27 protein-coding genes are annotated in these 26336 nt (G+C 73.5%); 15 read left to right on the top strand and 12 right to left on the bottom strand.

Going from position 1 to position 26336, the window contains the following annotated elements; all coding sequences use genetic code 11:
• Positions 1-53 precede the first annotated feature (53 nt).
• Entirely contained in the window at positions 54-1259 is a 1206-nt protein-coding gene (locus tag ACQPY4_RS21635; protein WP_433323334.1) for a serine hydrolase domain-containing protein, read from the top strand.
• Here the strand turns inward: ACQPY4_RS21635 and ACQPY4_RS21630 are convergent.
• The 3 genes from ACQPY4_RS21630 to ACQPY4_RS21620 form a co-directional block, all read right to left on the bottom strand.
• Positions 1248-2483: an isochorismate synthase gene (locus tag ACQPY4_RS21630; RefSeq protein WP_433323332.1), complete on the bottom strand. Its 1236-nt coding sequence runs from the start codon at positions 2481-2483 to the stop codon at positions 1248-1250. The genes ACQPY4_RS21635 and ACQPY4_RS21630 overlap by 12 nt on opposite strands.
• Positions 2484-2581: 98 nt before the next feature.
• Positions 2582-3175 (bottom strand): biotin transporter BioY, encoded by a 594-nt coding sequence (locus tag ACQPY4_RS21625; RefSeq protein ID WP_433323330.1) that lies wholly within the window; start codon positions 3173-3175, stop codon positions 2582-2584.
• 70 nt (positions 3176-3245) lie between these two features.
• Positions 3246-3935, bottom strand: a complete 690-nt coding sequence (locus tag ACQPY4_RS21620; protein WP_433323328.1) for a spermidine synthase — start codon at positions 3933-3935, stop codon at positions 3246-3248.
• A gap of 71 nt (positions 3936-4006) precedes the next feature.
• On the opposite strand from ACQPY4_RS21620, the gene ACQPY4_RS21615 reads away from it, so the two are divergent.
• Together ACQPY4_RS21615 and ACQPY4_RS21610 are read left to right on the top strand one after the other, a co-directional pair.
• Positions 4007-4387 (top strand): FluC/FEX family fluoride channel, encoded by a 381-nt coding sequence (locus tag ACQPY4_RS21615; protein ID WP_433323326.1) that lies wholly within the window; start codon positions 4007-4009, stop codon positions 4385-4387.
• Positions 4384-4740, top strand: coding sequence for a fluoride efflux transporter FluC (locus ACQPY4_RS21610; RefSeq protein ID WP_433323324.1), 357 nt, complete (start codon positions 4384-4386; stop codon positions 4738-4740). Before ACQPY4_RS21615 ends, ACQPY4_RS21610 begins: the two co-directional genes overlap by 4 nt.
• A 246-nt stretch (positions 4741-4986) precedes the next feature.
• On the opposite strand, the gene ACQPY4_RS21605 is transcribed toward ACQPY4_RS21610, so the two are convergent.
• Positions 4987-5394 (bottom strand): NUDIX hydrolase, encoded by a 408-nt coding sequence (locus ACQPY4_RS21605; protein WP_433323322.1) that lies wholly within the window; start codon positions 5392-5394, stop codon positions 4987-4989.
• Between the two features lie 116 nt (positions 5395-5510).
• Between ACQPY4_RS21605 and ACQPY4_RS21600 the strand changes: the two genes are divergently transcribed.
• Positions 5511-6869: a pyridoxal phosphate-dependent decarboxylase family protein gene (locus ACQPY4_RS21600; protein WP_433323320.1), complete on the top strand. Its 1359-nt coding sequence runs from the start codon at positions 5511-5513 to the stop codon at positions 6867-6869.
• 7 nt (positions 6870-6876) lie between these two features.
• Here ACQPY4_RS21600 and ACQPY4_RS21595 read toward each other — a convergent pair whose 3' ends face one another.
• Entirely contained in the window at positions 6877-8217 is a 1341-nt protein-coding gene (locus ACQPY4_RS21595; RefSeq protein ID WP_433323318.1) for a PLP-dependent aminotransferase family protein, read from the bottom strand.
• Between the two features lie 104 nt (positions 8218-8321).
• Here ACQPY4_RS21595 and ACQPY4_RS21590 point away from each other — a divergent pair, with 104 nt between their 5' ends.
• Positions 8322-8957 (top strand): NAD(P)-dependent oxidoreductase, encoded by a 636-nt coding sequence (locus ACQPY4_RS21590; protein ID WP_433323316.1) that lies wholly within the window; start codon positions 8322-8324, stop codon positions 8955-8957.
• Here ACQPY4_RS21590 and ACQPY4_RS21585 read toward each other — a convergent pair.
• A complete protein-coding gene (locus tag ACQPY4_RS21585; protein WP_433323314.1) occupies positions 8947-9903 on the bottom strand; it encodes a GlxA family transcriptional regulator in 957 nt (318 codons plus the stop codon). The two genes, ACQPY4_RS21590 and ACQPY4_RS21585, sit on opposite strands and share 11 nt — an antisense overlap.
• A gap of 98 nt (positions 9904-10001) precedes the next feature.
• Here ACQPY4_RS21585 and ACQPY4_RS21580 point away from each other — a divergent pair, with 98 nt between their 5' ends.
• From ACQPY4_RS21580 to ACQPY4_RS21570, 3 genes are all read left to right on the top strand, one after another.
• The gene (locus ACQPY4_RS21580) at positions 10002-10799 is read left to right on the top strand and encodes an NAD(P)H-dependent oxidoreductase (protein ID WP_433323312.1); all 798 of its coding nucleotides are present in this window, start codon (positions 10002-10004) and stop codon (positions 10797-10799) included.
• Between the two features lie 233 nt (positions 10800-11032).
• Positions 11033-12130, top strand: coding sequence for a winged helix DNA-binding domain-containing protein (locus ACQPY4_RS21575; protein WP_433323310.1), 1098 nt, complete (start codon positions 11033-11035; stop codon positions 12128-12130).
• Between the two features lie 185 nt (positions 12131-12315).
• Positions 12316-13734 (top strand): FAD-dependent monooxygenase, encoded by a 1419-nt coding sequence (locus ACQPY4_RS21570; protein ID WP_433323308.1) that lies wholly within the window; start codon positions 12316-12318, stop codon positions 13732-13734.
• Positions 13735-13868: 134 nt separating this feature from the next.
• On the opposite strand, the gene ACQPY4_RS21565 is transcribed toward ACQPY4_RS21570, so the two are convergent.
• Positions 13869-14051, bottom strand: coding sequence for a hypothetical protein (locus ACQPY4_RS21565; protein ID WP_433323306.1), 183 nt, complete (start codon positions 14049-14051; stop codon positions 13869-13871).
• A 284-nt stretch (positions 14052-14335) separates the two neighbouring features.
• A complete protein-coding gene (locus tag ACQPY4_RS21560; RefSeq protein WP_433323304.1) occupies positions 14336-15349 on the bottom strand; it encodes an Rv2578c family radical SAM protein in 1014 nt (337 codons plus the stop codon).
• Positions 15350-15510: 161 nt separating this feature from the next.
• Here ACQPY4_RS21560 and ACQPY4_RS21555 point away from each other — a divergent pair, with 161 nt between their 5' ends.
• The 6 genes from ACQPY4_RS21555 (at position 15511) to ACQPY4_RS21530 (ending at position 21850) form a co-directional block, all read left to right on the top strand.
• Entirely contained in the window at positions 15511-17076 is a 1566-nt protein-coding gene (locus ACQPY4_RS21555; protein WP_433323302.1) for a glycoside hydrolase family 10 protein, read from the top strand.
• A gap of 56 nt (positions 17077-17132) precedes the next feature.
• The gene (locus tag ACQPY4_RS21550; RefSeq protein WP_433323301.1) at positions 17133-17339 is read left to right on the top strand and encodes a DUF3040 domain-containing protein; all 207 of its coding nucleotides are present in this window, start codon (positions 17133-17135) and stop codon (positions 17337-17339) included.
• A gap of 587 nt (positions 17340-17926) precedes the next feature.
• Positions 17927-18418 (top strand): ATP-binding protein, encoded by a 492-nt coding sequence (locus ACQPY4_RS21545; RefSeq protein ID WP_433323299.1) that lies wholly within the window; start codon positions 17927-17929, stop codon positions 18416-18418.
• A gap of 80 nt (positions 18419-18498) precedes the next feature.
• Entirely contained in the window at positions 18499-19716 is a 1218-nt protein-coding gene (locus tag ACQPY4_RS21540; protein ID WP_433323297.1) for a pyroglutamyl peptidase, read from the top strand.
• 102 nt (positions 19717-19818) lie between these two features.
• Positions 19819-20814: an aldo/keto reductase gene (locus ACQPY4_RS21535; protein WP_433323295.1), complete on the top strand. Its 996-nt coding sequence runs from the start codon at positions 19819-19821 to the stop codon at positions 20812-20814.
• 91 nt (positions 20815-20905) lie between these two features.
• Entirely contained in the window at positions 20906-21850 is a 945-nt protein-coding gene (locus ACQPY4_RS21530) for an alpha/beta fold hydrolase (RefSeq protein WP_433323293.1), read from the top strand.
• Between the two features lie 38 nt (positions 21851-21888).
• Here the strand turns inward: ACQPY4_RS21530 and ACQPY4_RS21525 are convergent, their stop codons facing one another.
• On the bottom strand, positions 21889-22344 hold the full coding sequence (locus tag ACQPY4_RS21525; RefSeq protein ID WP_433323291.1) for a MaoC family dehydratase: 456 nt from the start codon (positions 22342-22344) through the stop codon (positions 21889-21891).
• A 198-nt stretch (positions 22345-22542) separates the two neighbouring features.
• Here ACQPY4_RS21525 and ACQPY4_RS21520 point away from each other — a divergent pair, with 198 nt between their 5' ends.
• Complete coding sequence (locus tag ACQPY4_RS21520) at positions 22543-23466, top strand: phosphotransferase family protein (protein ID WP_433323289.1); 924 nt, start codon at positions 22543-22545, stop codon at positions 23464-23466.
• 20 nt (positions 23467-23486) lie between these two features.
• On the opposite strand, the gene ACQPY4_RS21515 is transcribed toward ACQPY4_RS21520, so the two are convergent.
• The 3 genes from ACQPY4_RS21515 to ACQPY4_RS21505 form a co-directional block, all read right to left on the bottom strand.
• Positions 23487-24086, bottom strand: a complete 600-nt coding sequence (locus ACQPY4_RS21515; protein WP_433323287.1) for a dihydrofolate reductase family protein — start codon at positions 24084-24086, stop codon at positions 23487-23489.
• A gap of 307 nt (positions 24087-24393) precedes the next feature.
• Positions 24394-25482 (bottom strand): helix-turn-helix transcriptional regulator, encoded by a 1089-nt coding sequence (locus tag ACQPY4_RS21510; protein WP_433323285.1) that lies wholly within the window; start codon positions 25480-25482, stop codon positions 24394-24396.
• 57 nt (positions 25483-25539) lie between these two features.
• On the bottom strand, positions 25540-26289 hold the full coding sequence (locus ACQPY4_RS21505) for an SDR family oxidoreductase (protein WP_433323283.1): 750 nt from the start codon (positions 26287-26289) through the stop codon (positions 25540-25542).
• Positions 26290-26336 lie beyond the last annotated feature (47 nt).

The following is a 26336-nucleotide window of genomic DNA, read 5'->3' as shown; positions in this document are numbered from 1 at the left end:
GGAGGGGCGGGTTGATGTCGCGGAGTGTGTGGTCGCGTTGGCTGCGTGTGGTCGTGGTGGCGGCGGTGGCCGTGGGTGTGGGTGTGGTGCCGGCCGGGTCGGCGGCCGGGAGCGGTGGTGAGCTGCGGTCGCTGGCGCGGCGGTTGGTGGAGGCCGGGGCGCCGGGGGTGATCGTGCGGGTCGATGACGGGCGGGGCCGGCCGGTCGAGATCGTCGAGCAGGCCGGGTGGACCCGGCGGGACGGTGTGCTCGGTGCGGGGGACGAGTTCCGGATGGGGTCCAACACCAAGACGATGGTGGCGGTGCTGGCGTTGCAGCTGGTCGCCGAGGGCAGGGTCGGTCTGGACGATCCGGTGGAGCGGTGGCTGCCGGGCCGGGTGCCCCAGGGTGGGGCGATCTCGTTGCGGATGCTGCTGAACCACACCGCTGGGTTGTTCGACTACACGCGGGACGAGGAGATCTGGCCGTCGATTCTCGGCTGGGATCGGCGGCGGTGGACTTCGGAGGAGTTGCTGGCCGTGGGGGTGCGGCATGATCCGCCGTTCCCGCCGGGCGCGCGGTGGTCGTACAGCAACACCGATTACGCGGCGATCGGGGCGGTGCTGGAGCGGGTCACGGGGGTGAGCCTGGGGGAGCTGGTGCGGGATCGGATCGCGCGGCCGCTGGGTCTGGAGCACACCTATGTTCCCCGGGGCGGCGGCTGGCGTGGGCGTCATGTGCATGGTTATGAACCGGATGCGGCTCATATGCCGCCGGCGGTGCCGGCCGAGTTCAGGGTGGTGGCGGGGCCGCGCCGCCGTGGCCATGTGGACGTGTCGGGCAATGATCCCGGGTGGGGTGGGGCGGCCGGGGTGGTGGTGTCGACCGCGCGGGACTGGTCGCGGTTCTCCCGGGCGTTGATGTCGGGTCGGCTGCTGCCGGCCGCTCAGATGGCGCAGATGCGGGCGACGGTGCCGGTGCGGCCGGGGGAGCCGGACGGGCCGGGGTACGGATTGGGTGTTCAGACCGGTGCGGGGCCGTGTGGGACGTTCTGGGGTCATGACGGCGGGATGCCGGGCTATCTGTCCACGGGTCTCAGCGACGGGTCCGGGCGCCGTGCCTCGACGGTGTTGATCTCGGCGGAGTTCTGGGCCGAGTTCGAGGCCGATCCGGAGATGGCGCGGGCGGCCAAGGCCCTCCAGGACGCGACGACCTGTGCGATGTTCGGCAAGCCGGTGCCGGCGGTGGCCGGGCGCGGGCGCTGGGGGTCAGCCTTCTAGGGCGCTTCGCATGACGCGGAACTTGGTGTGGGCTTCGGCGAGTTCGGCGGCGGGGTCGGAGTCGGCGACGATGCCGCAGCCGGCGAACAGGCGGGCGTGGGCGCCGGTGATCTCGGCGCAGCGCAGGGCGATGCCCCATTCGCCGTCGCCGCGGGAGTCGATCCAGCCGACGGGTCCGGCGTAGCGGCCTCGGTCCATGCCTTCGAGTTCGCGGATGAGGTCCATGGCGGTGTCGGTGGGGGTGCCGCAGACGGCGGGGGTGGGGTGCAGGGCGGCGACGACGTCCAGGACGGAGCGCTGGCTGTGCAGGCGGCCGCGGACGGGCGAGGCCAGGTGGGTGAGGTTGGGGAGGGTGAGGAGTTCGGGTTCGTGGGGGACGGTGAGTTCGGCGCACAGGGGGGTGAGCGCGTCGCGGACCATTTCGGCGGCGTAGGAGTGTTCTTCGCGGTCTTTGGGGGAGGTGAACAGGCGGGAGGCGCGTTCGGCGTCGTCGGCGGGGTCGTGGCCGCGTGCGGTGGTGCCGGCCAGGACGAGGGAGTGGATCTGGTCGCCGGTGCGGCGGATGAGGAGTTCGGGTGTGGCGCCGATGAGTCCGGCGACGGAGAAGGTGTAGCAGGCGGGGTAGCGGTCGGTGAGGCGGGCGAGCAGGACGCGGGCGTCGATGGGGGCGTCGGCGCGGGCGACCAGGTCGCGGGCGAGGACGGTTTTGCCGAGGGCGCCGGAGCGGATGCGGGTGACGGCGGTGGCGACGGCGTCCTGCCAGGCGGTGGCGGTGAGGCCGCCGTCGTGCCAGTGGAGTGTGGTGGGGGGTTGCGGGGGGTGGACGAGGGCGAGGGGGTCGGCGTCGTCGCCTATGGTGGTGAGCCAGGCTTGGCCGTCGCGGCGTCCCATGACCCAGCGGGGGATGATGAGGACCGAGTCGGGGGATTTGGTGTCGAAGCCGAAGCTGCCGAAGGCGACGGGGCCGGAGCCGGGGAGGCGGACGGGGTCGTCGATCTCGGCGGTGCGGAAGAAGTCGCGCAGCCAGGTGTCGGCGTGGGCGAAGCGGTCGTCGCCACCGGGCAGGTGCAGGCGGGCGGCCTCGCCCCAGCCGACGATGCCCTCGCCGTCGCGGATCCAGGCCAGGGCGGCCGGGTGGGGGAGTCCGGACACCAGGTCGCCGGGGTCGGCGATGGGTGTGGTGCGGACGGTGAGTCGGTCCGATGCTGTCACGGCGAGCTTCACGTCGCCCACTGTACGACAGATTTGAACCTGTTCAAACAGGGGGGTCGGATGGTGTGCGCCACACCGCCCGGGTGGGCGGGGGTGTGGCGCGCGGCGGGTCAGGCGTCGCGGTCGTCGCGTCCGGCGAGTTTCCAGGCGGCGGGCAGCAGCCCGGCGGCCAGCAGGACCTTCAGGGCGTCTCCGGCCAGGAACGGGGTGAGGCCCAGGTCGATGGCCTTGGTCAGGCCGACGTCCAGGGACAGGGCCAGGTAGGGGACGCCGACGGCGTAGATGATGGCGGTTCCCAGCAGCATGGTGGCGACGGTGCGCAGGGGGGTGCGGTCGCCGCCCAGCTGGGACAGGCGGCCGACGGCGGCGGCGGCGGCGATGAATCCGATGATGTAGCCCAGGGTGTGGAGCCCGGCGCCGGAGGCTCCTTCGCTGAACCAGGGGACGCCGGCCATTCCGGCGGCCAGGTAGAGGGCCATGCCGAGCGCGCCGCGTCCCCAGCCCAGGGCGGCACCGGTGAGCAGGACGGCGAAGGTCTGGCCGCTGACGGGGACGGGGGTGCCGGGCAGGGGGACGGAGATCTGCGCGGCGATTCCGACGAGCACCGCGGCGGCGGTGACGAGGGCGGCGTCGCGGGCCAGTGAGCCGGGGAGCAGGTCGCCCAGGACGGCGGGTCGCCGCCGGGTCGCGTGAACGGTAGCCACAAATCCCTCCAAAGTAGATCTTCTTTCCGGGAACCTAACCGACGGCCGCCCCGGATTTCGATCTTGGGGGCTACACATTCTCCTTACCGGTTTTGTCGGGGGTGCGGGCGAGGTAGATCACGTCGGGTTCGCCGCGGGGGACGGGCACGGCATGGACGTCCACGTCGGTGAAGCGGGCGCGCAGCAGGTTCTCGAAGGCGGGGACGGCGCGGGCGCTCCAGACGGCCAGCACGCCGCGGGCGGTCATGCGGCGGGCCAGCAGGTCCAGGCCGGTGGCGTCGTAGAGGCGGGCGTTGCCGGGGGTGACCGTCCAGTCGGGGCCGTTGTCGATGTCCAGGCACAGGGCGTCGTAGTGGCCGGTGGCGGTGGTGAGCCAGTCGAGCAGGTCGGTGGTCTCGACGCGGACGCGGGGGTCGCGCAGGGCACCCCGGGAGAACGGTTCGAGGTGGGTGGTGTGCCAGGCGACGACGGCGGGTTCGCGTTCGATCACGGTCACCTCGCCGACGGCGGGGTCGGTGAGCGCCTCGGCGAGGGAGAATCCGACGCCCAGCCCGCCGATCAGCAGCCGCGCGGGCGGCTGGAGGCCGGCGGTGGCGGTGCGGACCAGGAGCCGTTCGGATTCGCCGTTGCGGGTGTCCATCAGGAACACGCCGTTGCTGATGATCTCGAAGTGGGCGCCCGCGCGCCGCAGCACCAGCTCGCCGCCGGCGCCGGGCGCGCGTTCCAGGACGGCGGGTTCGGTCGCGGGAGGATGCGGCATGGCACGACCCTAGACCGTGGCGGTGGGCGGTTACATTGTGACGCCACCGATCGGTGCGGCTGGAGGGGCTGGTGACGGCGGAGGAACCGGTGGGGTCGCGGGCCGCCGTGCTGGCGGCGGTGTCGGCGGGTGGTGCGCTGGGCGCGCTGGCCCGGCACGCGGTGTCGGTGGCGGTGCCGTCGCCGTGGACGACGATGCTGGTGAACGCGTCCGGGTGCCTGCTGATCGGGGTGCTGATGGCGGTGGTGGAGTCGGGCCGGGCGCACCGTCTGGCGCGGCCGTTCCTGGGGGTGGGGGTGCTGGGCGGGTTCACCACCTTCTCGGCCTATGTGGTGGACGTGCAGCGCGCGGACGGGCCGGTGGCGGTGGCGGCGCAGCTGGCGGTGACGCCGGTGGTGGCGGTGGCGGCGACCTGGGCGGGGTCGCGGCTGGCCCGGGCGGTGTGGCGGTGACGGTGCTGCTGGTGGTCGTGGGCGCGGCGGTCGGGGCGCCGTTGCGGTTCCTGGTCGATCAGGCCGTCCGGTCGCGGTACGGCGGGGTGTTCCCGTGGGGCACGTTCGCGGTGAACGTGGCCGGGAGCGCGCTGCTGGGGTTCCTGGCGGCGCTGCCCGCCGGGCAGGCGGCGTCGGCGTTGTGGGGGACGGGTTTCTGCGGCGCGCTGACGACCTATTCCACGTTGGGGTACGAGACGCTGCGGCTGGCCGAGGGCGGTGCCCGGGGCCGGGCGCTGCTGAACGTGGCGGCGAGCGTGGGCGCCGCGCTCGCGGCAGCGTCCCTGGCCGCCACCGCGGCACGCGGGCTCTAACGCGGGGGGCCTGGCGCAGCGGCTTGGCGCGGCGGCCTAGCGCGAGCGCCTAGCGCGAGGGCTTGGCGCGAGGGCTTGGCGCGAGGGCCTGACGCGAGGGCCTGACGCGAGGGCTTGGCGCGGCGGCCTGGCGCGGCGGCCTGGCGCGGCGGCTTGGCGCGAGGGCCTAGCGCGGAGGCTCGGCGTGGGGCTTGGCGTGGGGCTTGGCGCGCGGGTCTGGCGCGGGGTTGGGAGGGGAGCGGGGGGCTAGCGCAGGGTGCCGTCGGTGTGCAGGGCGTCCATGGCCTTGCGGTCGACGGGGGCGACGCGGTCGCGGTCGGCGTGGTGGAACCAGGCGATCTCGGCGATCTCGGCGGCGGGGGTGAGCGGGCCGGTGTGGCGGGCGGTGTAGCAGATCATCCGGAAGGTGACACGGTCGGTGGGGCCGTCGCTCATGGCGAAGGTGCCGACGTGGCGCATCGAGGCGGTGTCGATGGCGGTGCGCAGTTCCTCGTCGATCTCGCGGGCGAGGGTCTGGGCGTCGGTCTCGCCGGGTTCGCGCATCCCGCCGGGGAAGTTGAAGATCGTTTTGCCGTGGGTGCGGGTCTGCAGGACGCGGCCGTCGCGCGTCAGGACCCACGCCACCTTCTCGCGGACGGCTTCGGTGTTGCCCATGCCGCCGAACCGTACCGGACGTTCCCGCCGTTTTGGTCCAGTGGCTGGTGATTGGATCAGGTGTCGCGGGGCGGGCGGTGCTTAGGGTGGCGGTGACGCGACCAAGGGGGACGATCATGCATCCGAGACTCGCCGCCGATCTGGACGGCTTCGCCGCGATCCTGCGGGCGGCGGCCGAGGCCGGGCGGGACGCGGTCGCGGCGATGGACGGCCGCGCGGTGGCGCCCGTCCTGAGCGAGAGCGCCGCCGACCCGGGCCCGGTGCCGGTGGAGGGGGTCGGGGCGGTGGCGGCGCTGGAGCGGTTCGGCCGGGAGTGGGAGCCGGGGTTCGCGGCCAGTGCCGGGCCGCGTTTCCTGGGGTTCGTCACCGGCGGCGCCACGCCGGCGTCGGTGGCGGGCGACTGGGTGACCAGCGTCCACGACCAGAACGCCGCCTCGATCGCGGGGTCGTCGGCGGCGGCGCTGGAACGGGTGACGGTGGCGTGGCTGGCGGACATGCTCGGGCTCGGCGGCCACACGGGGGCGTTCGTCAGCGGCGCGACCATGTCCAACTTCACCGGGCTGGCGATCGGCCGCGAGTGGCTCGGTGAGCGCGCCGGGTTCAGCGTCGCGCAGGAGGGCGCCGGCGGGCTGGCGGTGCGGGTGCTGTCGGGCACGCCGCACTCCAGCGTGTTCAAGGCGCTGGCGATGCTGGGCGTGGGGCGCGGCGCCGTCCGCGTCCTGCCGACGGCGCCGGGACGCGAGGCCGTCGACCTGGCGGCCCTGGAGGACGCGCTGCGCGAGGGCCCGGCGATCGTGGTGGCCAACGCCGGGACGGTCAACACCGTCGACTTCGACGATCTGCGCGCCATCGCCGCGCTGCGCGAGCGGTACCCGTTCTGGCTGCACGTGGACGCCGCGTTCGGCGGGTTCGCGGCGCTGTCGCCGCGCCACGCCCACCTGGTCGCGGGGATCGAGGCGGCCGACTCGGTCTGCGTGGACCTGCACAAGTGGCTCAACGTCCCCTACGACTCGGCGGTGCAGTTCACCCGGCGCCGCGACCTGCAGGCGCGGGTGTTCCGCAACTCGGCCGCGTACCTGACCGAGTCCGGCGGCGGCGAGCCGGACTTCCTGCACCTGACCCCGGAGAACTCGCGCCGCCTGCGGGCCCTGCCCGCCTGGTTCGCGCTGACCGCCTACGGCACCCAGGGGCACCGGGAGATCGTCGAACGCGACGTCGACTGCGCCCGCGCGCTGGGCGCCCGGCTGGAGGCCGACGCGCGGTGGCGGCTGCTGGCGCCCGTCCGGCTGAACGTGGTGTGCTTCGGTCCCGCCGACGGCCGTCCGCTGGACCCGATCCTGCGGGCGCTGGCACCGGAGGCGTTCCTGACCCCGACCGTGTACGAGGGGGTGCCCGCGCTGCGTGCGGCGTTCAGCAACTGGCGCACCACCCTGGCCGACGTCGATCGCGTGTACGCCGCGCTGTCCGCGCTCTAGCCCCGCGTCACCCGTCCCGCAGGAGGCCGACGGCGCGGGTCAGCAGGTCGGGGGTGGCGGTGAACGGGACGCGCAGGTAGCGGGTCAGGGTGCGGTCGGCGGAGAAGACCGGGCCGGGGGTCAGCGCCAGGCCGCGGGCCCGGGCGCGGGTGACCAGGTCGGCGCTGGTGGCGTGGTGCAGCCGCAGCCAGATCGCCAGGCCGCCGGGCGGGACGGTGAAGCTCCACGCGTCGCTGCCCGACAGCAGCGCGGCCAGGTGGTCGCGCTGGGCGCGCAGCTGGGCGCGGCGCCCGGCGGTGACGGCCTCGACGTCGCCGAGCAGGTCGGCGGTGACCAGCTGTTCCAGCGGCGGCGGCGACAGCTGCGGCTGCAGCGGGTTGCGCAGCAGCTCGGCGACCAGCGCGGCGCCCGCCCTGATCCACCCGACGCGCAGGCCGCCCCACAGCAGCTTGCTGGCCGACCCGACCGACACCACCCGGGAGCCGGGCAGGTAGGGGATGGGACGCTGGGGGGTGCGCAGGTCCAGGTCGCGCATGGTCTCGTCCACGATCACGGTCTCGGCCAGCCGTGCCGCGCGGGCCCGCACGGCGGCGGGCATCAGCGCGCCGGTCGGGTTGTGGAAGTCGGGCATCAGGTAGGCCAGCCCGGCTCCGGTGACCTCGGCGAGCCGGTCGGCGTCCCAGCCCCGCGCGGTGACCGGGACCGTGGCCAGCCGGGCCCGGCGGCGGCGCAGCAGGTCCAGCGCGCCGGGGAACGTCGGGTTCTCCACCACCACCGGACGCCGCCGGTCGTGCAGCTGGTCCAGCAGCAGGATCAGCGCGCCCCGCGCTCCGGAGGTGACCAGGATCTGCTCCGGACGGGTCGGCAGGCCCCCGGCGGTGTAGCGGGCGGCGATCGTCTCCCGCAGCGCCGGCAGCCCGGCGTCGGCCTCGCCGGAGTCGACCAGCAGCGTCGCGCAGCGCTCCACCGCCCGGCGCAGCGCCCGCAGGTAGGGCTCGTGCGGAGCGGCGGTGACCGCGCGGGTGAGGTCCAGGCCCGCCCCGCCGTGGTCCAGCGACCACGGCGTGGTGCGCTCGGTCAGGTGCGGCGGCAGCCGCACGACGCTGCCGCTGCCGTGGCGGGTGTGGATCCAGCCCTCAGCGCGCAGCAGCGCCAGCGCCGCCACCACCGTGCCCCGGCTGACGCCCAGCGCGCCGGCCAGCGCCCGCTCGGACGGCAGCACGGCCCCGACCGAGATCCGCCCGTCCACCACGGCGTCCCGCACCGCCCCGGCCAGGGCCCGGCCCAGCGGCGGCTCGCCGCCGCGCCACGCGCCCAGCCTGGCGGCGAACGCACCCGCACCCGACACCGCTCCAGCGTCCCACAACCGGACCGGCCCCGGCCCGCTTCGACCGGGCCGGGGGCCGCTCCTATGCTGGGTTAGTGAACACTCACTTACCCATGGAGGGGATCATGAGGATCGCCGTGCTCGGCGCGACGGGCGGGATCGGGCGGCACATCGTCACCCAGGCGCTGCACGACGGCCACACCGTGACGGCCGCCGTGCGGGACCCGGCCAGGCTCGGCCTGAACCATCCCCGGCTGACCGTCGCCCGCGCCGACGCCCTCGACCCCGCCTCGCTCAAGGACGTCGTCGCCGGTACCGACGCCGTCCTGTCGGGGATCGGTGCCGCCGGGCGCCGGGACCCGCTCAAACCGGCCTCCGCCTCGGCCCGCGCCGCCGCCGAGGCCATGGCCGCGACCGGGACGCGGCGGGTGCTGGTGGTCAGCGCCGGGCCGCTCAACCGCACCGGGGCCGGTCAGAGCTTCGCCGCGCACCGTGTCTGGCGGCCGCTGCTGTGGCGGATCCTGCGCGACACCTACAGCGACCTGGAGGTCATGGAACGGGTGCTGCGCGACAGCGGCCTGGAGTGGACCGCCGTGCGCCCGCCGCGGCTGACCGACCGGCCCGGCACCGGCCGCTACCGGTACGAGGTCGACGCCGGGCCCCGGGGCACCAGCGTCCCCCGGGCCGACGTGGCCCGGGCCATGCTCGACTTCATCGGCGTCGCGGAGACCGTCGCGCGTCCCGTCGGGGTCAGCGCCTGACCGTTTCCGGGCCCCGGAAGGTGGCGCGGTAGGCGGTGGGGGACACCCCCAGGGCGGCGTGCAGGTTCAGCCGCAGGGCGGCGGCGGTGCCGAACCCGGACCGCTCGGCGACGCGTTCGACGGGAAGGTCGGTGTCCTCCAGCAGCTGGCGGGCCCGCTCGACCCGCTGGCGTGTCAGCCACCGCGCCGCCGAGAGGCCGGTCTCCTCGCGGAAGCGGCGGGTGAAGGTCCGCACGCTCATCGACTCGCGCGCCGCCAGGTCCCGCAGCGTCAGCGGCCGGTCCAGATGCCGCAGCGCCCACGCCCGCGCCGCGCCGGTCGACGACACGCCGGGCTCGGCGACCGGGCGGCGGATGAACTGCGCCTGGCCGCCCTCGCGGTGCGGCGGGACGACCGTGCGGCGCGCCGCCTCGTTGGCCACCGCCGACCCGTGGTCGCGGCGGATCAGATGCAGGCACAGGTCGATCCCCGCCGCCTCGCCCGCCGAGGTCAGCACCTGGCCCTCGTCGACGTACAGCACGTCGGGGTCCAGCCGCACCGCGGGGAACCGCGCCGCGAACGCCGCGGCCGACCGCCAGTGCGTGGTGGCGCGCCGCCCGTCCAGCAGGCCCGCCTCGGCCAGCACGAACGCGCCCGTGCAGATCGAGGCCACCCGCGCCCCGCCGCGCAGCACACCGGCCAGCTCGGCGGAGGCGCCGGGGACGCCGTCGCGTTCATGGGACGCGGGCACGATCACCGTCCCGGCGTCCCGCGCGGCCTCCAGCCCGTGCCCGACCGCGATGGTGAAGTCGGCGTCGGTGCGGACCGGGCCCGGCCGCGGCGCGCACGTCACCACCTCGTACAGCCGCTCGCCGCCGCTGGACACCGCCGCGCCGAACAGCTGGTGCACCAGCCCCAGCTCCATCGGCAGCACGCCGTGCCGGACGACCACCGCCACTCGATGCATGGCCCGATTCTTGCACATCATGGCCAACGGGCCACTCGTGGCGGCGTGGCCGCCGCCCGCACCCTGGGAGGGCACGGCCGCCGCGAGAGGAGACGACGATGAAGGTGCTGTGGATCCTGGCCCACCCCGAGCCGCGCTCGCTCAACGGCGCGCTGCGCGACGAGGGCCTGCACACCCTGAAGGAACTCGGCCACGAGGTCCGCGAGTCGGACCTGTACGCGATGCGGTGGAACCCCGTGGTGGACGCCGCCGACTTCGGGCACGACCCCGCGCGGCGCCTCGTCGTCGGCGCGGCGTCCGAACGCGCCCACGCCCAGGGACGCCTCAGCGACGACATCGCCGCCGAGCAGGACAAACTCGCCTGGGCCGACACCCTGGTCGTGCAGTTCCCGCTGTGGTGGTTCGGGATGCCCGCCATCCTCAAGGGCTGGTTCGACCGCGTCCTGGTCCAGGGGTTCGCGTTCGGCCTCACCGGCGAGCGGGGGCAGGTCCGCCGCTACGGCGACGGCGGCCTGGCCGGCAAGCGCGCCCTGGTCATCACCACCGCCGGGGCGCGCCGCAGCGGCCTGGGCCCGCGCGGCGTCCACGGCGACCTGGAGGACGTCCTGTTCCCGCTGCTGCACGGCACGCTGTGGTACACCGGCGTCGCCGTGGTGCCGCCGCTGCTCATCCCCTCCGCCGACCGCCACACCCCGGCCGGCCACCCCGCCGTCCTGGCCGAACTGCGCGAACGGCTCCGCGACCTGCCCACCACCCCGGCCATCGGCTACCGCCACGAGCACGGCGGCGACTACGGCACCGACCTGGTCCTGGCCCCCCACCTGGCCCCCGGACGCCACGGCCTCGACGTCCACCGCACCGACCGCGGCGGGCCGCCGACCAGCCCGTCTCGCTGAGCAGTTCAAATGGCGACAATCACCCGCCTGTGCACGCGCCGCCCCGATGCCGCATGGTGGCTGTGCTGGAGAGGGCCACAGGGTTTCCTCAAAGCTCGGCCCCTCTGCCGGTCCCGCCGCCCGCCCCCGGGTGGACGGCGGGACCGCCACGGCACCGATCGAGGACACACCCTGACCTCCATCCCTGCCACCATGGGGCCTTCCGGACCACGACCCGAAAGGCCCCTGGAACCGTGACCGTCCTGGACACCCGCGCGCTCAACCGCGCCACCCTCGCCCGGCAGCTGCTGCTCGAACCGTCCGGCATGACACCCCTGGACGCCGTCGCGCACCTGTGCGGGCTGCAGGCCCAGGAACCCCAGGAACCCTTCGTCGGGCTCTGGACCCGGCTGCGCGGCTTCACCCCCGCCGCGCTCTCGGACCTGCTCACCGGACGCCAGGTGGTGCGGACCCACCTGATGCGCCGCACCGTCCACCTGGTCACCGCCGCCGACGCCCTGGCCTGGCGGGCCCGCCACACCCCGATGCTGCGCCAGCGGGTCCTGGCGGTCTACCGGCGCGAACTCGCCGGGATCGACCTGGACGAGCTCGAGACGGCAGGCCGGAAGATCATGGCCGACGGCGAGGCCCGCACCATGGCCGAGCTCACCGCCGCCCTGGCCGGCCGCTGGCCCGACACCCCGCCCCGCGCCCTGGGCGAAACGCTCATCAGCATGATCCCGAACGTCCAACTGCCGCCGCGCGGCCTGTGGCGCGCCAAGGCCGGCGTGCGCCACCTCCCGCTGGCCCACTGGCTGCGACGCGACCCGGCCCCGCCCTCACCCGACGGCACCGACCCCACCGGGCAGGACCTGGCACGCCGCTACCTGGCCGCGTTCGGCCCCGCCGCCACCGCCGACCTGCGCGCCTGGTGCGGCCTGGCCGGGCTGCCCGCCGCCGTCGCCGCCCTGCGCCCCGAACTGGTCGCCTTCCGCGACGAACGAGGCCGCGAACTGCTCGACCTGCCGGACGCGCCCCGCCCCGACCCCGCCACCCCCGCCCCGGTACGGTTCCTGCCGGCCTTCGACAACGCCGTCCTCGGCTACGACGACCGCACCCGCATCATCGACACCGCCCACCGCGGCCTGTCGATCACCGGCGCCCGGTTCGTCCTGGTCGACGGCCGCGTCACCGCCACCTGGACCCGCACCGACGCCACCGTGACCGTCACCCCGCTGCGCCCCCTCACCCCGGCCGAACGCTCCGACATCGCCGACCACGGCCAGGCCCTGGCCTCCTTCCTCAGCGACGGCGACACCACCCGCGTCCACGTCGCCCCCACCCCACCATGAGCGGGAAAACAGATCGACATCGCGACGGCCGGGCTGGTACCTTCCGGTCGACCGTGACACCACCCGAGGAGGTGAGACCCATGAACGCAGCAGCGATGTGGGTGCTCCCCCTCCCCGTCACGGCCGGCGACTGACGCAGGTGCCGCCGGGAGCGCCCCCCAAGGCACTCCCGAAAGGCACCACCGATGCACTCTTCGCCACCCTCCCACGACGTGATCATCGCCGGTTGCGGGCCGACCGGCGCGATGCTGGCCGCCGAACTGCGGCTGCACGACGTCCGCGTCCTGGTCCTGGACAAGCAGACCGCGCCCGCCTCCTTCGCCCGCATCGTCGGCCTGCACATCCGCAGCCTCGAACTGCTGGCCATGCGCGGCCTGCTGGACCGCGTCCTCCCGCACGGACGCCGCCGCCCGGCGGGCGGATTCTTCGCCGCCATCCCCAAACCCGTGCCCCCGGGCCTGGACTCCGCCCACGCCTACCTGCTGGGCATCCCGCAGCCGGTCCTCGAGCGCCTCCTGCGACAGCACGCCACCGACCTGGGCGCCCGCGTCGAGCGCGGACGCGCCGTCACCGCGTTCCAGCAGGACGACCGGGGCGTCACCGTCGAACTGGACGACGGCCAACGGCTGCGCGCGCGCTACCTCGTCGGCTGCGACGGCGCACGCAGCACCGTCCGCAAACACCTCGGCGTCGGTTTCCCCGGCGAACCCTCCCGCACCGACACGCTCATGGGCGAGATGAAACTCGCCGCACCGCCCGAGCGGATCGAGCCCGGCGGACGGCTCTGGATCAGGCCCCTCGGCGACGACCGCTACAGCGTCGTCGTCCCCGCCGCCCACGTCACCGACCGCGCCGAACCACCCACCTTCGAGGACTTCCAGCGGCAACTGCGCGCCATCGCCGGAACCGACTTCGGCGCGCACTCCCCGGGCTGGCTGTCACGCTTCGGCGACGCCACCCGGCTGGCCGACCGCTACCGGGTCGGACGGGTGCTGCTGGCCGGCGACGCGGCCCACATCCACCCGCCCCTGGGCGGGCAGGGCCTCAACCTCGGCGTCCAGGACGCCGTCAACCTCGGCTGGAAACTGGCCGCGCGGATCCGCGGCTGGGCACCGCCGACACTGCTGGACACCTACCACGCCGAACGCCACCCCGTCGCCGCCGACGTCCTGGACAACACCCGCGCCCAGATGGCACTGCAATCCACCGAACCCGGCCCGCGGGCCCTGCGCAGACTGCTCACCGAACTCATGGACCACGACGCCGTGAACCGCCACCTGATCGAGAAGATCACCGCGATCGACATCCGCTACGACCTCGGCGAAGGCCCCGACCTGCTCGGCCGCCGCCTGCGCGACCTCGACACCGCCCACGGCCCCCTGTACGGCCTTCTGCACCACGGCCGCGGCCTGCTGCTGGACCGCACCGGACACCTGACCACCGCGGGCTGGTCCGACCGCGTCGACCACCTCGCCGACCCCACCGCCGACCTGGACGTCCCCGGCCTCCTGCTGCGCCCCGACGGCCACGTCGCCTGGATCGGCGACGACCAGCAGAACCTCAACACCCACCTCACCCGCTGGTTCGGCCACCCCACCACCTGACGCCGCCCAACCCCGCGACGCCCTCTGAGCCTCAGAGGGCGTCCGGCAGCAACCCCAGCGCCAGGCCGATCGCGCGCGTGGCGACCGGCGCCGACGCCGGGCCGTTCACCGGAACCCCCACCGGCCAGATCAAGTCACCTCAGATCGCCCGGCCAGCCGTCCGGCGGCCCGTCGTTCTCGACCCACTCCGCCGTGCCGTTCAGGTACAGGAAGACCGCACCATCCTTGCCGGAAGCCGAGGCGATCGCCCGGGGCAACTCCCGCACCAGCCGCACCAGCTCCGAGGGCGGGACCTCGCCGATCACAACCGGGCTCATCCCCCCGCACGCGCCCGTCGATACCGGCGGGCACGTGTGTCCGGCGGAGTTAGAACGCGTGGGTCGGGGCTGAAGGCAGACACTTCGGCTATGCCGGTGCGCGAATCTGAATGGAGGGGGGGCGTGGGGGCGGAGCCCCCCACCGGGGGTTGGGGCGCAGCCCCAAGGGGGCTGTCCGAGCGGAGCGAGGGCCTTGCGGTTGGCGGGGGACGAGGGCGCCGGGCCTTGCGCCGGGCTTGGGGCGTTCGGGCGGGCGGGATGTGTGGCTCCCGGGTCGGGGGTGGTCAGAGCAGGGTGAGTTGCTCTGGGCCGGGAGGCGGGGTGGGTGGGGCTGGACGGTGGGGGCGGCGGGGGCCTATGCCGTGGGCGCGGGCCAGGTCGCGGATCTGGGCGGAGATCTTCTCCTGGTACTCGCGGGGGGTGTAGGAGCCGCCGCGGTACAGGCGGGCGTAGGGGACGACCAGGCTCGGGTGGTGCTCGCGGAGCCAGGCCATGAACCACTCGCGGGCGCCGGGACGCAGGTGCAGCGGGATCGCGGTGACCGAGGTGGCGCCGGCGGCGGCGATGTCGCGGACGGCGGCCTCCAGCTGGGCGGGGGAGTCGCTCAGGTAGGGGATGACCGGGCCCATCAGGACCGCGCAGCCGATGCCGGCCTCGTTCAGCGCGGCGCACACCTCCAGGCGGCGGCGCGGCAGGGGCGCGCCGGGCTCGATCAGGCGGGTCAGGTCGCGGTCGACGGCGCCGACCGACACCGCCGCGCCGACCTCGGTGCGTTCGGCGGCCTCGGCCAGCAGCGGCAGGTCGCGCAGGATCAGCGCGCCCTTGGTCAGGATCGAGAACGGGTTGGCCGCGTCGCGCAGCGCGGCGATGATGCCCGGCATCAGCCGGTAGCGGCCCTCGGCGCGCTGGTAGCAGTCGACGTTGGTGCCCATGGCGATGGGCTCGCCGCGCCAGCGCGGCGCGGCCAGCTCGCGCCGCACCAGCTCGGCCGCGTTCACCTTCACCACGATCTTGGAGTCGAAGTCGGCGCCGGAGTCCAGGTCGAGGTAGCGGTGGGTCTTGCGGGCGAAGCAGTAGGTGCAGGCGTGCGAGCAGCCCCGGTAGGGGTTGATCGTCCAGCCGAACGGGACGCGGGACTCCGCCGGCACCCGGTTGATGATCGACTTGGCGTGGATCTCGTAGAAGGTCAGGCCGCGGAACTCGGGGGTGTCGAAGGTGCGGGCGACCGCGCCGCGCTCGATCAGCGGCTGCTCGGGCACGGTGGCGTCCTCGGTGAGGCTCAGATGGTTCCAGCGCACCCCGCACCCCCGAGATCGAACGTTTGAGCGATACCGTCAGGCCGCACATGATTGAACAGATGTTCGAAGATCGCAACTCCGGGGATCGGTGTTCTGGTCCGAGCATCGCAACGGATGAGTAACAATGGCTCGCTATGGGGTGGCGAACAGCGAGTCGGACGATGGCGGCGGCGGCCTGCGCGGGAGCGCTGGCCGCGTGTGGCGTGCCCGCGCTCGGCGGCACCGACGAACCCAAGGGGGGCGGGCGGGCTCCCGTCCCGGTCAACGCCAAGGGCGAGTGCACCGGCGTCCCGGCGCCCGGCGACTCCAGGGCGCGGCAGCTGCGCGCCATGTGGATCGCCACCGTCGCGGGCATCGACTGGCCCAAGGACTCCGACAAGACCCCCGAGCAGCAGAAGGCCGGATACCGCAGGCTGCTGGACACCGCGCAGGCGATGAACCTCAACGCCGTGTTCGTCCAGATCCGGCCCAACTCCGACGCGTTCTACAAGTCGCCCTACGAGCCGTGGTCGCAGTGGATCACCGGGACGCCCGGCAAGGACCCCGGGTACGACGTCCTGGACTTCATGGTCAAGGAGTCCAAGGCCCGCAACCTGGAGTTCCACGCCTGGTTCAACCCCTACCGCGTCTCGCGGCAGAGCGACCTGAAGAAGCTCGCCCCCACCAGCCCCGCCCGCCGCAACCCCGGGTGGGTCCGCAAGTACGGGGCGGGGCTCTGGTACGACCCGGGGCTGCCGGAGGTCCGCGACCTGGCCACCAAGGCCGTCCTGGACGTCGTCGCCAAGTACGACATCGACGCCGTGCACTTCGACGACTACTTCTACCCCTACCCCGAGTCGGGCGAGTTCCCCGACGGCGCCACCTTCAAGACCTACGGCAAGGGCATGAAGCGCGACGACTGGCGCCGCCAGAACGTCGACACCCTGGTGCGCGACCTGTCGCGCCGCATCCACCAGGCCAAGCCGTGGATGCGGTTCGGCATCAGCCCGTTCGGGGTGTGGCGCAACAAGCGCACCGACCCCGCCGGGTCCGACACCACCGCCCTGCAGAGCTACGACGACATCTACGGCGACACCCGCAAGTGGATCAAGCAGGGGTGGATCGACTACGTCACCCCGCAGCTGTACTGGCCGATCGGCGACAAGCGCGCCGACTACGCCACCCTCGTCAAGTGGTGGGCCGGGCAGGTCGAGGGAACCAAGGTGCAGCTGTCCATCGGCCAGGCCGGATACCGCGTCGGCGAGGACGCCGCCTGGAAGCGTCCCGAGGAGCTGTCCAAGCACCTGACGCTCAACGCCAAGTACCCGCAGGTGCGCGGCGACGTGTACTTCTCGGCCACCAACCTGGCCGCCAACAAGCTCGGGTTCGCCGCCAGGCTGCGCGACGACCACTACAGCCGTCCCGCCATCCCGCCCATGGGGCGCGGCGGCCGCGAACCCGCCGCGATCCAGGCGCTGGAGACCGGCGCCGAGGCCAAGGGCGTGCGGGTCCAGTGGCGCCCGGCGCAGGGCGCCGACGCCTACGCGGTGTACCGGGCCGACGGCAAGCGCCCCGGCTGCGCCCCCGTCGACCCCGGGACGCTGGTGGCCACGGTCCGCGGCGGCGGCATCATCGACCCGTCCGCCAAGGCCGGCAAGACCTACACCTACTACGTCACCGCGCTCGACCGCACCCACCGCGAAAGCCCCCCGGGACGGGGATCAACGGTTACCGCCGGACGGGGATAATGATCTTGCTGACGGGGGAGTAACACAGCACTTGTACGCCCCCCGGAGGTGTGAGCATGGCGCTGTCGATGCAGGAGCAGCGGATCCTCGCCGAGATCGAGCACCGGCTTTGCGAGGACGACCCGCGGCTGGCCCACCGTTTCGCGGGACTCGGCCGGCAGCGGCGCGGCCGCAGGCGCGTCCGGGTCATCGCGGCCGTGCTGGTCGTGGTGATCGGTGTGGCGACCGCCGTGGTGACGGCGATCGCCACCGCCCTGTCGTGACGGCACCGCGAGCCGTCGGACCTGTTCTCGTCCTGGCGTCGCAGCGACCTGTGACGGGCGGCCCGCCGAGGCCGTGGGGGCCGGACGGAACGTGATCGAGAACGCCGCAGGCCCCGGAGAGATCAGATCTCTCCGGGGCCTGTGACGTCTAGGCCGGTGTGGAGGTCGCCTCACGGCGAAAGGCACAACGAAGCTCCTGCCCGAACCACGGCCCGGCGGTATTCCTCGAAGGCTGTTTTTAGAGCCCGGGGGACACATGCCACACCGACGCCACCCACCATAACGGCAATCCGGGGATGCCTCCTCCACGACCCGCCCGTGTCATCGATCACCTGACCGCGAGGTGAGGGTTGTGTTGAGGCGTGCACCACCCCCGCGACCCCGGCGTCACAAAGACGGACGGACGCGGCGAACGCGACACCCGGCGCCGCCACGTCCCGGGTGCGGGCCACCTGCCGAGACCGGTACGGGGAACTCCCGGTTCGGCCAGACCTGCACGTCGGCCCCTATCACGGGGCACAGGCCGGGAACATGCCAGGTATCACCGCTGAGCTGCGGAAACCGGCAGACGCGAAGGAGACGGGGCATTGAGGACCAGATGGCTCGGGGCCGACGGCCGAGCACACGGCGGCGCCCCCGGGGGCGCCGCCCACGAGGACACCGCGGACGACCCCGGTGCCTCTAGCCACGCGGCGTGGGAACTGCAACCCGAGACCCGCGCCGCGTCCCGCGCCCGGACGCTCACCGCCGCCACCCTGCGCGGCTGGCGGATGATCCAGCCCGCCGATCTCGACGACGTCGTGCTCATGGTCGACGAGCTCATCACCAACGCCGTCGTGCACGGCGCCGGGCCCGTCCGGCTGCGGCTGAGCCTGCGCGGCGCCCGGCTGCTGGCCGAGGTCACCGACGACGCCCCCGGCTCCCCGCTGGTCCCCGGCGCCGCCCCCGGCGTCCTGGACTGGTCCGAGCAGGGCCGCGGCCTGCTGCTGGTGACCGCCCTGGCCACCGAGTTCGGCGTCCGTCCCGGCCGTCCCGGCAAGACCGTCTGGTTCTCCCGCCTCCTGGCCGCCCACCCCTGACCACCCCCCCGGGGGTTGCGGCGGCCCGCACCGCCGCCGTTATGATCGCGGCCTCTCGGTCCCCTCCGGAAGGACGCCTCATGCGGGCAGCGCGGCTCGGCGTACTGGTCGTCTCCACCCTGGCCTGGACGGGCACCGCCCTGGCCCCCGCGGCCACCGCCGCCCCCGCCACGGCCGAGGAACAGCGCCTCGACCGCGCCGTCCCCCAGGAGATCCTGCGCCTGAGCGGCTTCGGCGACGCCGCCCCCGCCCTGGCCCGCGCCCTGCGACACGCCGGGTCGGCCCGCGCCGCCGAGCAGGCCGTCACCCGGCACGGCGCCCGCCTGTGGCGCCGCGCCGTCGACCGCGCCCAGGGACGCGGCCCCGCCGACGCCCTGTCCCGCGACGACGACCGTCCCCTGTACTGGGCCCGGCTCGGCATGACCCGCGCCCTGCGCGCCTGGACCCCCGACTTCCCGCTCGGCGACACCACCCGCGAACGCCTGCTGGCCCGCCTGGAACGCGCCTCACGCGGCCACGACGAGATCCGCTACCCCGGCGCCGCCCGCCGGATCCTGGTCACCGGCTTCGACCCCTTCACCCTCGACCGCGACACCCGCATCAGCAACCCCTCCGGCGCCGCCGCCCTGGCCCTGGACGGCACCCTGGTGCGCACCAGCCGCGGCCCCGCCCGGATCGAGACCGCGATGTTCCCCGTCCGCTGGCGCGACTTCTCCGGCGGCATGGTCGAACGGGCCCTGCGGCCCCACCTGCCGCGCGTCGACATGTTCACCACCGTCAGCCAGGGCCGCGTCGGCCGCTTCGACGTCGAACGCACCAACGGCGCCTGGCGCGGCGGGTTCGGCGACAACGAGAACCTCTCGCGCACCGAGACCATCCCCGTCGCCTCGCCGTCCACCCAGCCGCAGTGGACCACCACCACCCTGCCCTACGCGCGCATCACCGCCGCCCCGACCGGCCGCTTCCCCGTCCGCGACAACACCTCCGTCACCGAGATCCCCGCCGGCGCCACCGAACCCGTCGTCCGCCCCGACGGGCCCACCCCCGGCTCCACCGCCCGCGCCGGAGGCGGCGGCGACTACCTGTCCAACGAGATCGCCTACCGCGCCACCCTCCTGCGCGACCGGCTCGGCCTGACCACCCTGCCCGGCGGCCACCTGCACACCCCCGTCCTGCAGTTCGGCCCCGGCAACACCGACCCCGCCACCGGCACCGTCACCGACCCCGCCTTCGTCCAGAACCGCCTGGACATCGTCGGCCAGATCCGCGCCGTCCTCACCCTGGCCGCCGGCACCTGAGGGTGGCCCTGAACAGGGCCTCCCTCCACCCCACCCGCTCTGGCACGCTCGTCCCCGGCGATCATCGGGCGTACGACCCGATCGCCGGAAAGGATCTTCCACGTGCGTTACCGAGTGCTGGGCCGGACGGGCCTGCGGGTGTCGGAGCTGTTCCTGGGCGCCATGACCTTCTACGAGCGCGGCGGCACCGCCGAGCACCGCGCCGTCCTGGACGCCTACGCCGACGCGGGCGGCAACGTCGTCGACACCGCCACCGCCTACGGCGACAGCGAGCTCATCCTCGGCGAGCTGCTGGCCGGACGCCGCGACCGGTTCGTGCTGTCCACCAAGTACACCCTCTCGCGCGACCACGCCGACCCCAACGCCGGCGGCAACCACCGCAAGAACCTCACCCTGTCGCTGGACAACAGCCTGCGCCGCCTGGGCACCGACTACATCGACCTGTACTGGGCGCACGTGTGGGACCGCCACACCCCCGTCGAGGAGACGATGCGGGCCCTGGACGACGCCGTCACCGCCGGGAAGATCCTTTACACCGGCTTCTCCGACGTCCCCGCCTGGCTGGTCAGCCGCGCCAACACCCTGGCCGAATGGCGCGGCTGGACGCCCTTCGCCGCGATCCAGGTCCCCTACAACCTGCTGCGGCGCGACATCGAACGCGAACTGCTTCCCATGGCCGAGGCGCTCGACCTGACCGTGGCGGCCTGGGGGCCCCTGGCGGGCGGCGTCCTGACCGGCAAGCACACCGACGCCCCCGCCCTCCAGGGCACCCGCGTCGACCCCGCCACGGTCACCGAACGCGAGCACCGCGTCGCCCGCGCCGTCCGCGGCCTCGCCCACGACCTGGACGCCACCCCCGCCCAGGTCGCCCTCGCCTGGACCCGCGCCAAGTCGCCCCACGTCCACCCCATCATCGGCGCCGGGACCCCCGCCCAGCTCACCGACAACCTCGGCGCCGCCGCCCTGGACCTGCCCCCCGACGCCGTCGAACGCCTCGACGCCGCCACCGGCTTCGAACGCGGCTTCCCCGCCGACTTCATCGCCGAATGCGAGGCCCACCCCGCCACCTTCGGCCCCCCGCCCACCCCCCGCCGCTGATCGCGGAAAGAGCAGCGCGGCGGAGCGATCATTTTCGAACGCCCCCGAGGTCATCACTGGTGAGTGATCGTGACCAACCACGGGAGCAGACATGCCATCGACCATGAAACGGCTCCGCAGGCCCTGGCGGGCCGTGACGTCCGTCCTCGCCGCGCTGGCCGTCGTCCTGAGCCTGGCGGCCGGAGCCAGACCGTCCGAGCCGACGACGGGCCTGGACGGATTCCAGCACGGAAAGGTCCAGGTCAACGGCTCCGTCATCCACTACGTGCGCGGCGGATCCGGGCCGCCGCTGGTGCTGATCCACGGCTGGCCCGAGACGTGGTGGACCTGGCACAAGGTGATGCCCGCCCTCGCCCGCAAGCACACCGTGATCGCGGTCGACCTGCCCGGGCTCGGCGACTCCACCGCGCCGTCCAAGGGCTACGACAAGGCCACCACGGCCCAGCGGATCCGCGAGGCGGTCCGCAAACTCGGCTACACCAAGGTGGGCATCGTGGCCCACGACCTGGGAGTCTCCATCGCCTACCCCTGGGCCCGCGACCACCCCGGCGAGGTGTCGCGGATCGCCGTGATGGAGGCACCGCTGCCCGGCTTCGGCCTGGACGACCTCTACGCGTTCACCTGGCACATCGAGTTCAACCAGATGAGAAAGCCCATCCCCGAGCAGATCGTGGACAACAACGACGTCAAGCGGTTCTACGGCTCCATCTACGACGGCACCCGCCACCCCGACGCCATCGACCGGGACCGCTACTACCGGGCCTACGCCGACCCGGCCGACCGCAGCGCGGGCTTCGACTACTACCGCGCCTTCACCGCCGACGCCGCCGACAACCGCGCGCACGCGGGCCGGCGCCTGCGCATGCCGGTGCTGGCGATGGGCGGCCAGTACTCCATGCAGTCCATGGTCGCCGCCTCATTCCGCAACGTCGCCGACGACGTCCGCGAAGTGATCGCACCCGACGCCGGCCACTTCATCCCCGAAGAGAACCCGAGGTACACCACCGACCAAGTGCTCACCTTCTTCAACCCCTAGGCGCGTCACCGGACGCCCCGCACCCGCCGGGGCGTCCGCTAGCCCTCCACGTAGAGGGCGAGGGTCTCGGCCACGCAAGCGGGACGTCGTTCCCCCTCGACCTGCACCCCGACCTTGATGGTCACCAGCCTGCCCGCCGGAGAGTTCTTGACCGACACCAGATCCGCCGAACCCCGCACACGGGAACCGACCTTGACGGGGGAGTGGAACCGGACCTTGTTCAACCCCACGTTCACGGCCATGCCCACGCCGTCCACCCAGAAGATCTCCGGCAGGAACGACGACACCAGAGACAACGTCAGGTAACCGTGGGCGATCGTGGTCCCGAAGGGCCCGTCAGCCGCCCGCTCCGGATCGACATGGATCCACTGATGATCGCCGGTCGCGTCGGCGAACTGCCCGATCTGCCGCTGAGTCACCTCGCGCCAGGGACTGTCACCGAGGTGTTCCCCCGTCGCCGCGGCGAACTCAGAAAGGCTCGCAAAACGTCGCATACCGATGATCGTCTCGGCACCGCCCCCACCACAACAACCCCAACCCCAACAAACCCCACCCCCCTGATCTTGTCACCCCCCACCCTCCCAAAGCCGACCAGCAGCACCGCTGCAAGCCGGTGCCTTGGGCGGGGTGGTGATCGTGCGTCGAGGGAAAGTCCGGTGCGTCGATGAACTGTCGGCTCCTAGCATGCGTGGGTGGATCTTTCGCATCTTGGTGCGCCGGTCGGGCCGATGATCCGTGTCCACGGCGGGTTCGCCAACCGGATGTACCGGCTCGACACCGACCAGGGGTCGTTCGCGGTGAAGGAGTTGAACCTGCTCGATCGCCGCTGGGCCTATCGCGTCCAGGACGTGTTCAGCTTCGAGCGGGCGGCCTTCGCCGCCGGCATTCCGATGCCGGAGCCGATCTCGGCCGACCACGACACGCTCGTTCACCGGTGGGTCGAGGCAGAGAAGATGCCCGAAGCGCCGGTGTCGGCGGCGTACGCGGTTGAGATCGGTGAGATCCTCGCGCGCATCCACGCGCTCGACGTCGCGTGGACCCCTGTGCCGATCGAGGAACCGGCGCCACGGGACTGGGCCGAGCTCGCCGGGCGGGCGGCGGCGACCGGACAGCCGTGGGCCGACGAGCTCGCCGCTCACGTCGAGACGTTCCTCGCGATAGCCCACTTCGTCGACACCTGCCAACGGCCAGGCCCCGTCGTGCTGACCCACCGGGACATCCAGCCGTGGAACCTGCTGGCTCGAGCCGGTCGGCCGGTGGTGCTCGACTGGGAGCTGTCGGGGATGCTCGACCTGTCCGGTGAGCTCGGCTCGACCGCGCTGAGCCTGGCGAAGGGACCCGGCTTCGACGACATCAAGCCCGCCACCTTCCGCTCGGTCCTGGACGGCTATGTCGCGGCGGGCGGAACGCTGCCGCCGCCAGGTCCCAGCTGGTTCGTGTTCATGATCGGCGGATGGCTGGGGCACACCAGGTGGAACATCCTGCGGTGCCTCACCGGTGTCGAGGCCGGCGCCGGCCCTGACCTCGCCCTGTCGCACGAGTCCGTACGCGACGGCGTGCGCGGCCTCCCCGACCTGTTCGGCCGACTCCCACAGCTCGAGACACTCCTCGTGTGACAGGACCCGACATCGACGATCTAGCCCGCGTTCCGGAGCTGTGGCCCGACGCCCTCGGGGATCTCGCCGTGAAGGTGCGGGGTGTACACGAGCTTGTGCGTCTGACCGTCGAGCACGGTCGACTCGATGAGCTCCAGGTCGAACTCCGCCCCGCCGTGCAAGAGCGCCGCTTCGCCGGCGCGACCTGAGACGGCGGGGAACATGATGACTTCGATTCGGTCGACGAGGCCGGCGGCGAGCAGAGCGCGGTTCAGCGAGATGCTGCCGTGCGAACGCATCGGGACGTCGGTGGTGCGCTTCAGGCGCTCGATCGCCGTCACCGCGTCCTCGTTGAGAACTGTTGAGTTCTGCCACCCGAGCGGGTCTTCGAGCGTGCTGGAGAACACGATCTTCGGCAGCTCGTTCAGGCTGTCGTAGTAGGGCTCGTCGTACTCGACCACGAACTCGCGGAACTGCCGGAACGTCGTCGCGCCGAAGACGAGCACCTGGTCCTGCGCGAAGGTGCGCACTCGGTCCTCGATGAGCTCGGGGCCTTCCTTCCCCCAGTAGCCGGGCCAGCCTCTGGCCATGCCGTAGCCGTCGAGGCTGCAGAAGAAGTCGACAGTGAAGGTGGTGCTCATGGTGTTGCTCCCTTGCCTCGCGCCGCCTCCGTTGGGCGGCTTCACCACTTCCACGAACACGACTGACCCGATCCGACACCGCCTGCGAAATCTTTCTGAGGACCTCCGAGGACCTGGCGCGTGCTGAAGACAACCCAAGGTGACGTCACCGCCTGGTGGAATTCCCCTTCGCCTGCGGCATGGTCGAAGATCCTCCCGCCGGACCCTGGGGCGCGAAATGGTGCTCGGGCCGGGACGGTGTCGACTCGCGGCCCTGCGGGTCTGGGCGTTGGTCTTTGGCGCGTGCGTAGGGCTGTGCGAGCTGGGGCTAGGTTTCCAGGGGGCAGTTGGGGACGAGCCAGGTCTCCTCGTCGAAGGTGGGGCGGTCGTTGTCGATGTGGTCCAGGTGCCATTCGATGTGGGCCAGGGGGCCGCGCCAGCCCGCCAGGAGGTCGGCCAGGGGGCGCGGGTCGCCGGGTGGGCCGGACGGGCGCGGGTCGGGGTGGGGGATTTCCCACAGGCGGGCGTCGCAGCCTGCCGCCCAGTGCGCGGCGGCGTCGAGGATCTGTTCCAGGTCGCGGGCGATCTCGGCCAGGGATCGCAGGGCCATGGCGTCCTGGATGGACGGTTCGCTGATGTCGGGGGCCTCGCCGTCGGCGAAGTCGGGGCGGCGGCCGGGCCAGGTCGGGGGGGCGCCTGTGGCCGAGGCCAGCGTCGCGCCGACCTGCCAGCGCGTCCACTCGGCCAGATGCGCCAGCACCCCGCGGAACGCCGCCGCGCCCTGGCGCGTGCGGCGGACCTCGGCGGTGGTGTCGCGCAGGCGCTCGCGGACGTGCCCGAAGCGGTCGAGTGTCCACGCCCGGGCGCGGGCCGCGCCCGCCGGGCCGCGTGGCGAGGGGTCGGGCGGTGGACGCGGGACCGGCACCCGCAGCGCCGTCAGCAGGTCGTCCAGGTCGCGCACGCCCGCGCCGCGTCCCGACAGGTACGCGGCGCCGATGCGGTCGAGGCGGAACATGCGGGGCCCGTCGCGCATGCGGCACCAGCCGACCAGGTACTCGGCGTAGGGGGCCAGGACCAGGCCGTGCGCCTCGACGTCGCGCAGGCTGCGCGCGCCCGACTGGTCGGTGTAGGCCAGCCGGACCACGCGCCGGGTGCGGACGGCCTCGGTCAGGGTGTCGCGGACGGGGCCCACCAGCGAGCCCGCCTCGCTCAGCGGCTCGGGCGGCTGTGGCGCCAGGACGTGGCCGCGGCCGCGCTCGGCCTCCAGGGGAAGGCCGCCATGGGTCAGCAGTTCCAGATCGCGGCGGACGGTCCGCACGCTGACGCCCAGGCGCGCGGCGAGTTCGTCGGCGGTCAGCGGCCCGTCCGCCGCGCGCAGCTCGGCCACCACGGCCAGCAACCGGTCGACACGGTTCACGCCTTCATGGTGACCCGCGCCACCGACACTTTCACGCGATCGGCGGTGACGTGCCCGTCACCAGGGGATGACCTCCTCCAGGGTGTCGGGGCCGCGGAAGGTGCCGGTGGGGCCGTCGTCGGGCAGCGTCGCGAGCAGGACGGGCACGGCCGCGCCCTCGGCGGTGGTGCGCTCGCCGCGCGGGAACGGCGCGTCGGCGTTCTGGTCGGTGGGCACCATGCCCGGGCTGGTGGCGTTGACCTTGATGCCGTCGCCGCGCAGGGCGTGGGCGTAGATCAGGGTCAGCGCGTTGAGCGCCGCCTTGGACGAGCTGTAGGCCAGGAAGGCCCGGTCCAGGATCGGGCTGTCGGGGTTGCTGAGCAGGGTCAGCGACCCCAGGCCGCTGGAGAGGTTGACGATCCGCGCGGCGGGTGACCGGCGCAGCAGCGGCAGGCACGCCGAGATGACGGTGACGACGCCGAAGACGTTGACCTCGTACGCCTCGCGCAGCCGCGCGGCGTCGGCGTCGGCGGTCTCCACGCCCCACTCGGTCATGATCCCGGCGTTGTTGACCAGCGCGTCCAGCCGTCCCGAGTCGGCCTCGATCGTGGCGGCGGCCTGCCTGGCCGATGCGGGGTCGGTCACGTCGAGCCGCACAAAACGGACGTCCAGGCCCGCCTCGCTCAGCTCCGCGGCCGCCGCGCGGCCGCGTCCGGGGTCGCGGGCGCCCAAATACACGGTGTGGCCGCGCTCGGCGAGGAGCCGGACGATCTCCCGGCCGATGCCCTTGTTGCCGCCGGTCACCAGCGCCACTCTGTTCGCGTTCATGCCGTCCATCTCAGCGGCTCGTGCGGCGGAACGGAAAGACCGATCGG

The organism is Spirillospora sp. CA-294931, from assembly GCF_050946795.1.
GTDB lineage: Bacteria > Actinomycetota > Actinomycetes > Streptosporangiales > Streptosporangiaceae > Spirillospora.
This window is presented reverse-complemented; position numbering and strand designations above follow the sequence as displayed.

Bases quoted from the DNA above. Each gene is read 5' to 3' on its own strand.
- ACQPY4_RS21620 (WP_433323328.1), bottom strand. From the start codon at position 3,935: ATGCCGCATCCTCCCGCGACCGAACCCGCCGTCCTGGAACGCGCGCCC.
- ACQPY4_RS21605 (WP_433323322.1), bottom strand. From the start codon at position 5,394: ATGGGCAACACCGAAGCCGTCCGCGAGAAGGTGGCGTGGGTCCTGACG.
- ACQPY4_RS21600 (WP_433323320.1), top strand. From the start codon at position 5,511: ATGCATCCGAGACTCGCCGCCGATCTGGACGGCTTCGCCGCGATCCTG.
- ACQPY4_RS21590 (WP_433323316.1), top strand. From the start codon at position 8,322: ATGAGGATCGCCGTGCTCGGCGCGACGGGCGGGATCGGGCGGCACATC.
- ACQPY4_RS21585 (WP_433323314.1), bottom strand. From the start codon at position 9,903: ATGCATCGAGTGGCGGTGGTCGTCCGGCACGGCGTGCTGCCGATGGAG.
- ACQPY4_RS21580 (WP_433323312.1), top strand. From the start codon at position 10,002: ATGAAGGTGCTGTGGATCCTGGCCCACCCCGAGCCGCGCTCGCTCAAC.
- ACQPY4_RS21570 (WP_433323308.1), top strand. From the start codon at position 12,316: ATGCACTCTTCGCCACCCTCCCACGACGTGATCATCGCCGGTTGCGGG.
- ACQPY4_RS21565 (WP_433323306.1), bottom strand. From the start codon at position 14,051: ATGAGCCCGGTTGTGATCGGCGAGGTCCCGCCCTCGGAGCTGGTGCGG.
- ACQPY4_RS21555 (WP_433323302.1), top strand. From the start codon at position 15,511: ATGGCGGCGGCGGCCTGCGCGGGAGCGCTGGCCGCGTGTGGCGTGCCC.
- ACQPY4_RS21550 (WP_433323301.1), top strand. From the start codon at position 17,133: ATGGCGCTGTCGATGCAGGAGCAGCGGATCCTCGCCGAGATCGAGCAC.
- ACQPY4_RS21540 (WP_433323297.1), top strand. From the start codon at position 18,499: ATGCGGGCAGCGCGGCTCGGCGTACTGGTCGTCTCCACCCTGGCCTGG.
- ACQPY4_RS21530 (WP_433323293.1), top strand. From the start codon at position 20,906: ATGCCATCGACCATGAAACGGCTCCGCAGGCCCTGGCGGGCCGTGACG.
- ACQPY4_RS21525 (WP_433323291.1), bottom strand. From the start codon at position 22,344: ATGCGACGTTTTGCGAGCCTTTCTGAGTTCGCCGCGGCGACGGGGGAA.
- ACQPY4_RS21515 (WP_433323287.1), bottom strand. From the start codon at position 24,086: ATGAGCACCACCTTCACTGTCGACTTCTTCTGCAGCCTCGACGGCTAC.
- ACQPY4_RS21505 (WP_433323283.1), bottom strand. From the start codon at position 26,289: ATGAACGCGAACAGAGTGGCGCTGGTGACCGGCGGCAACAAGGGCATC.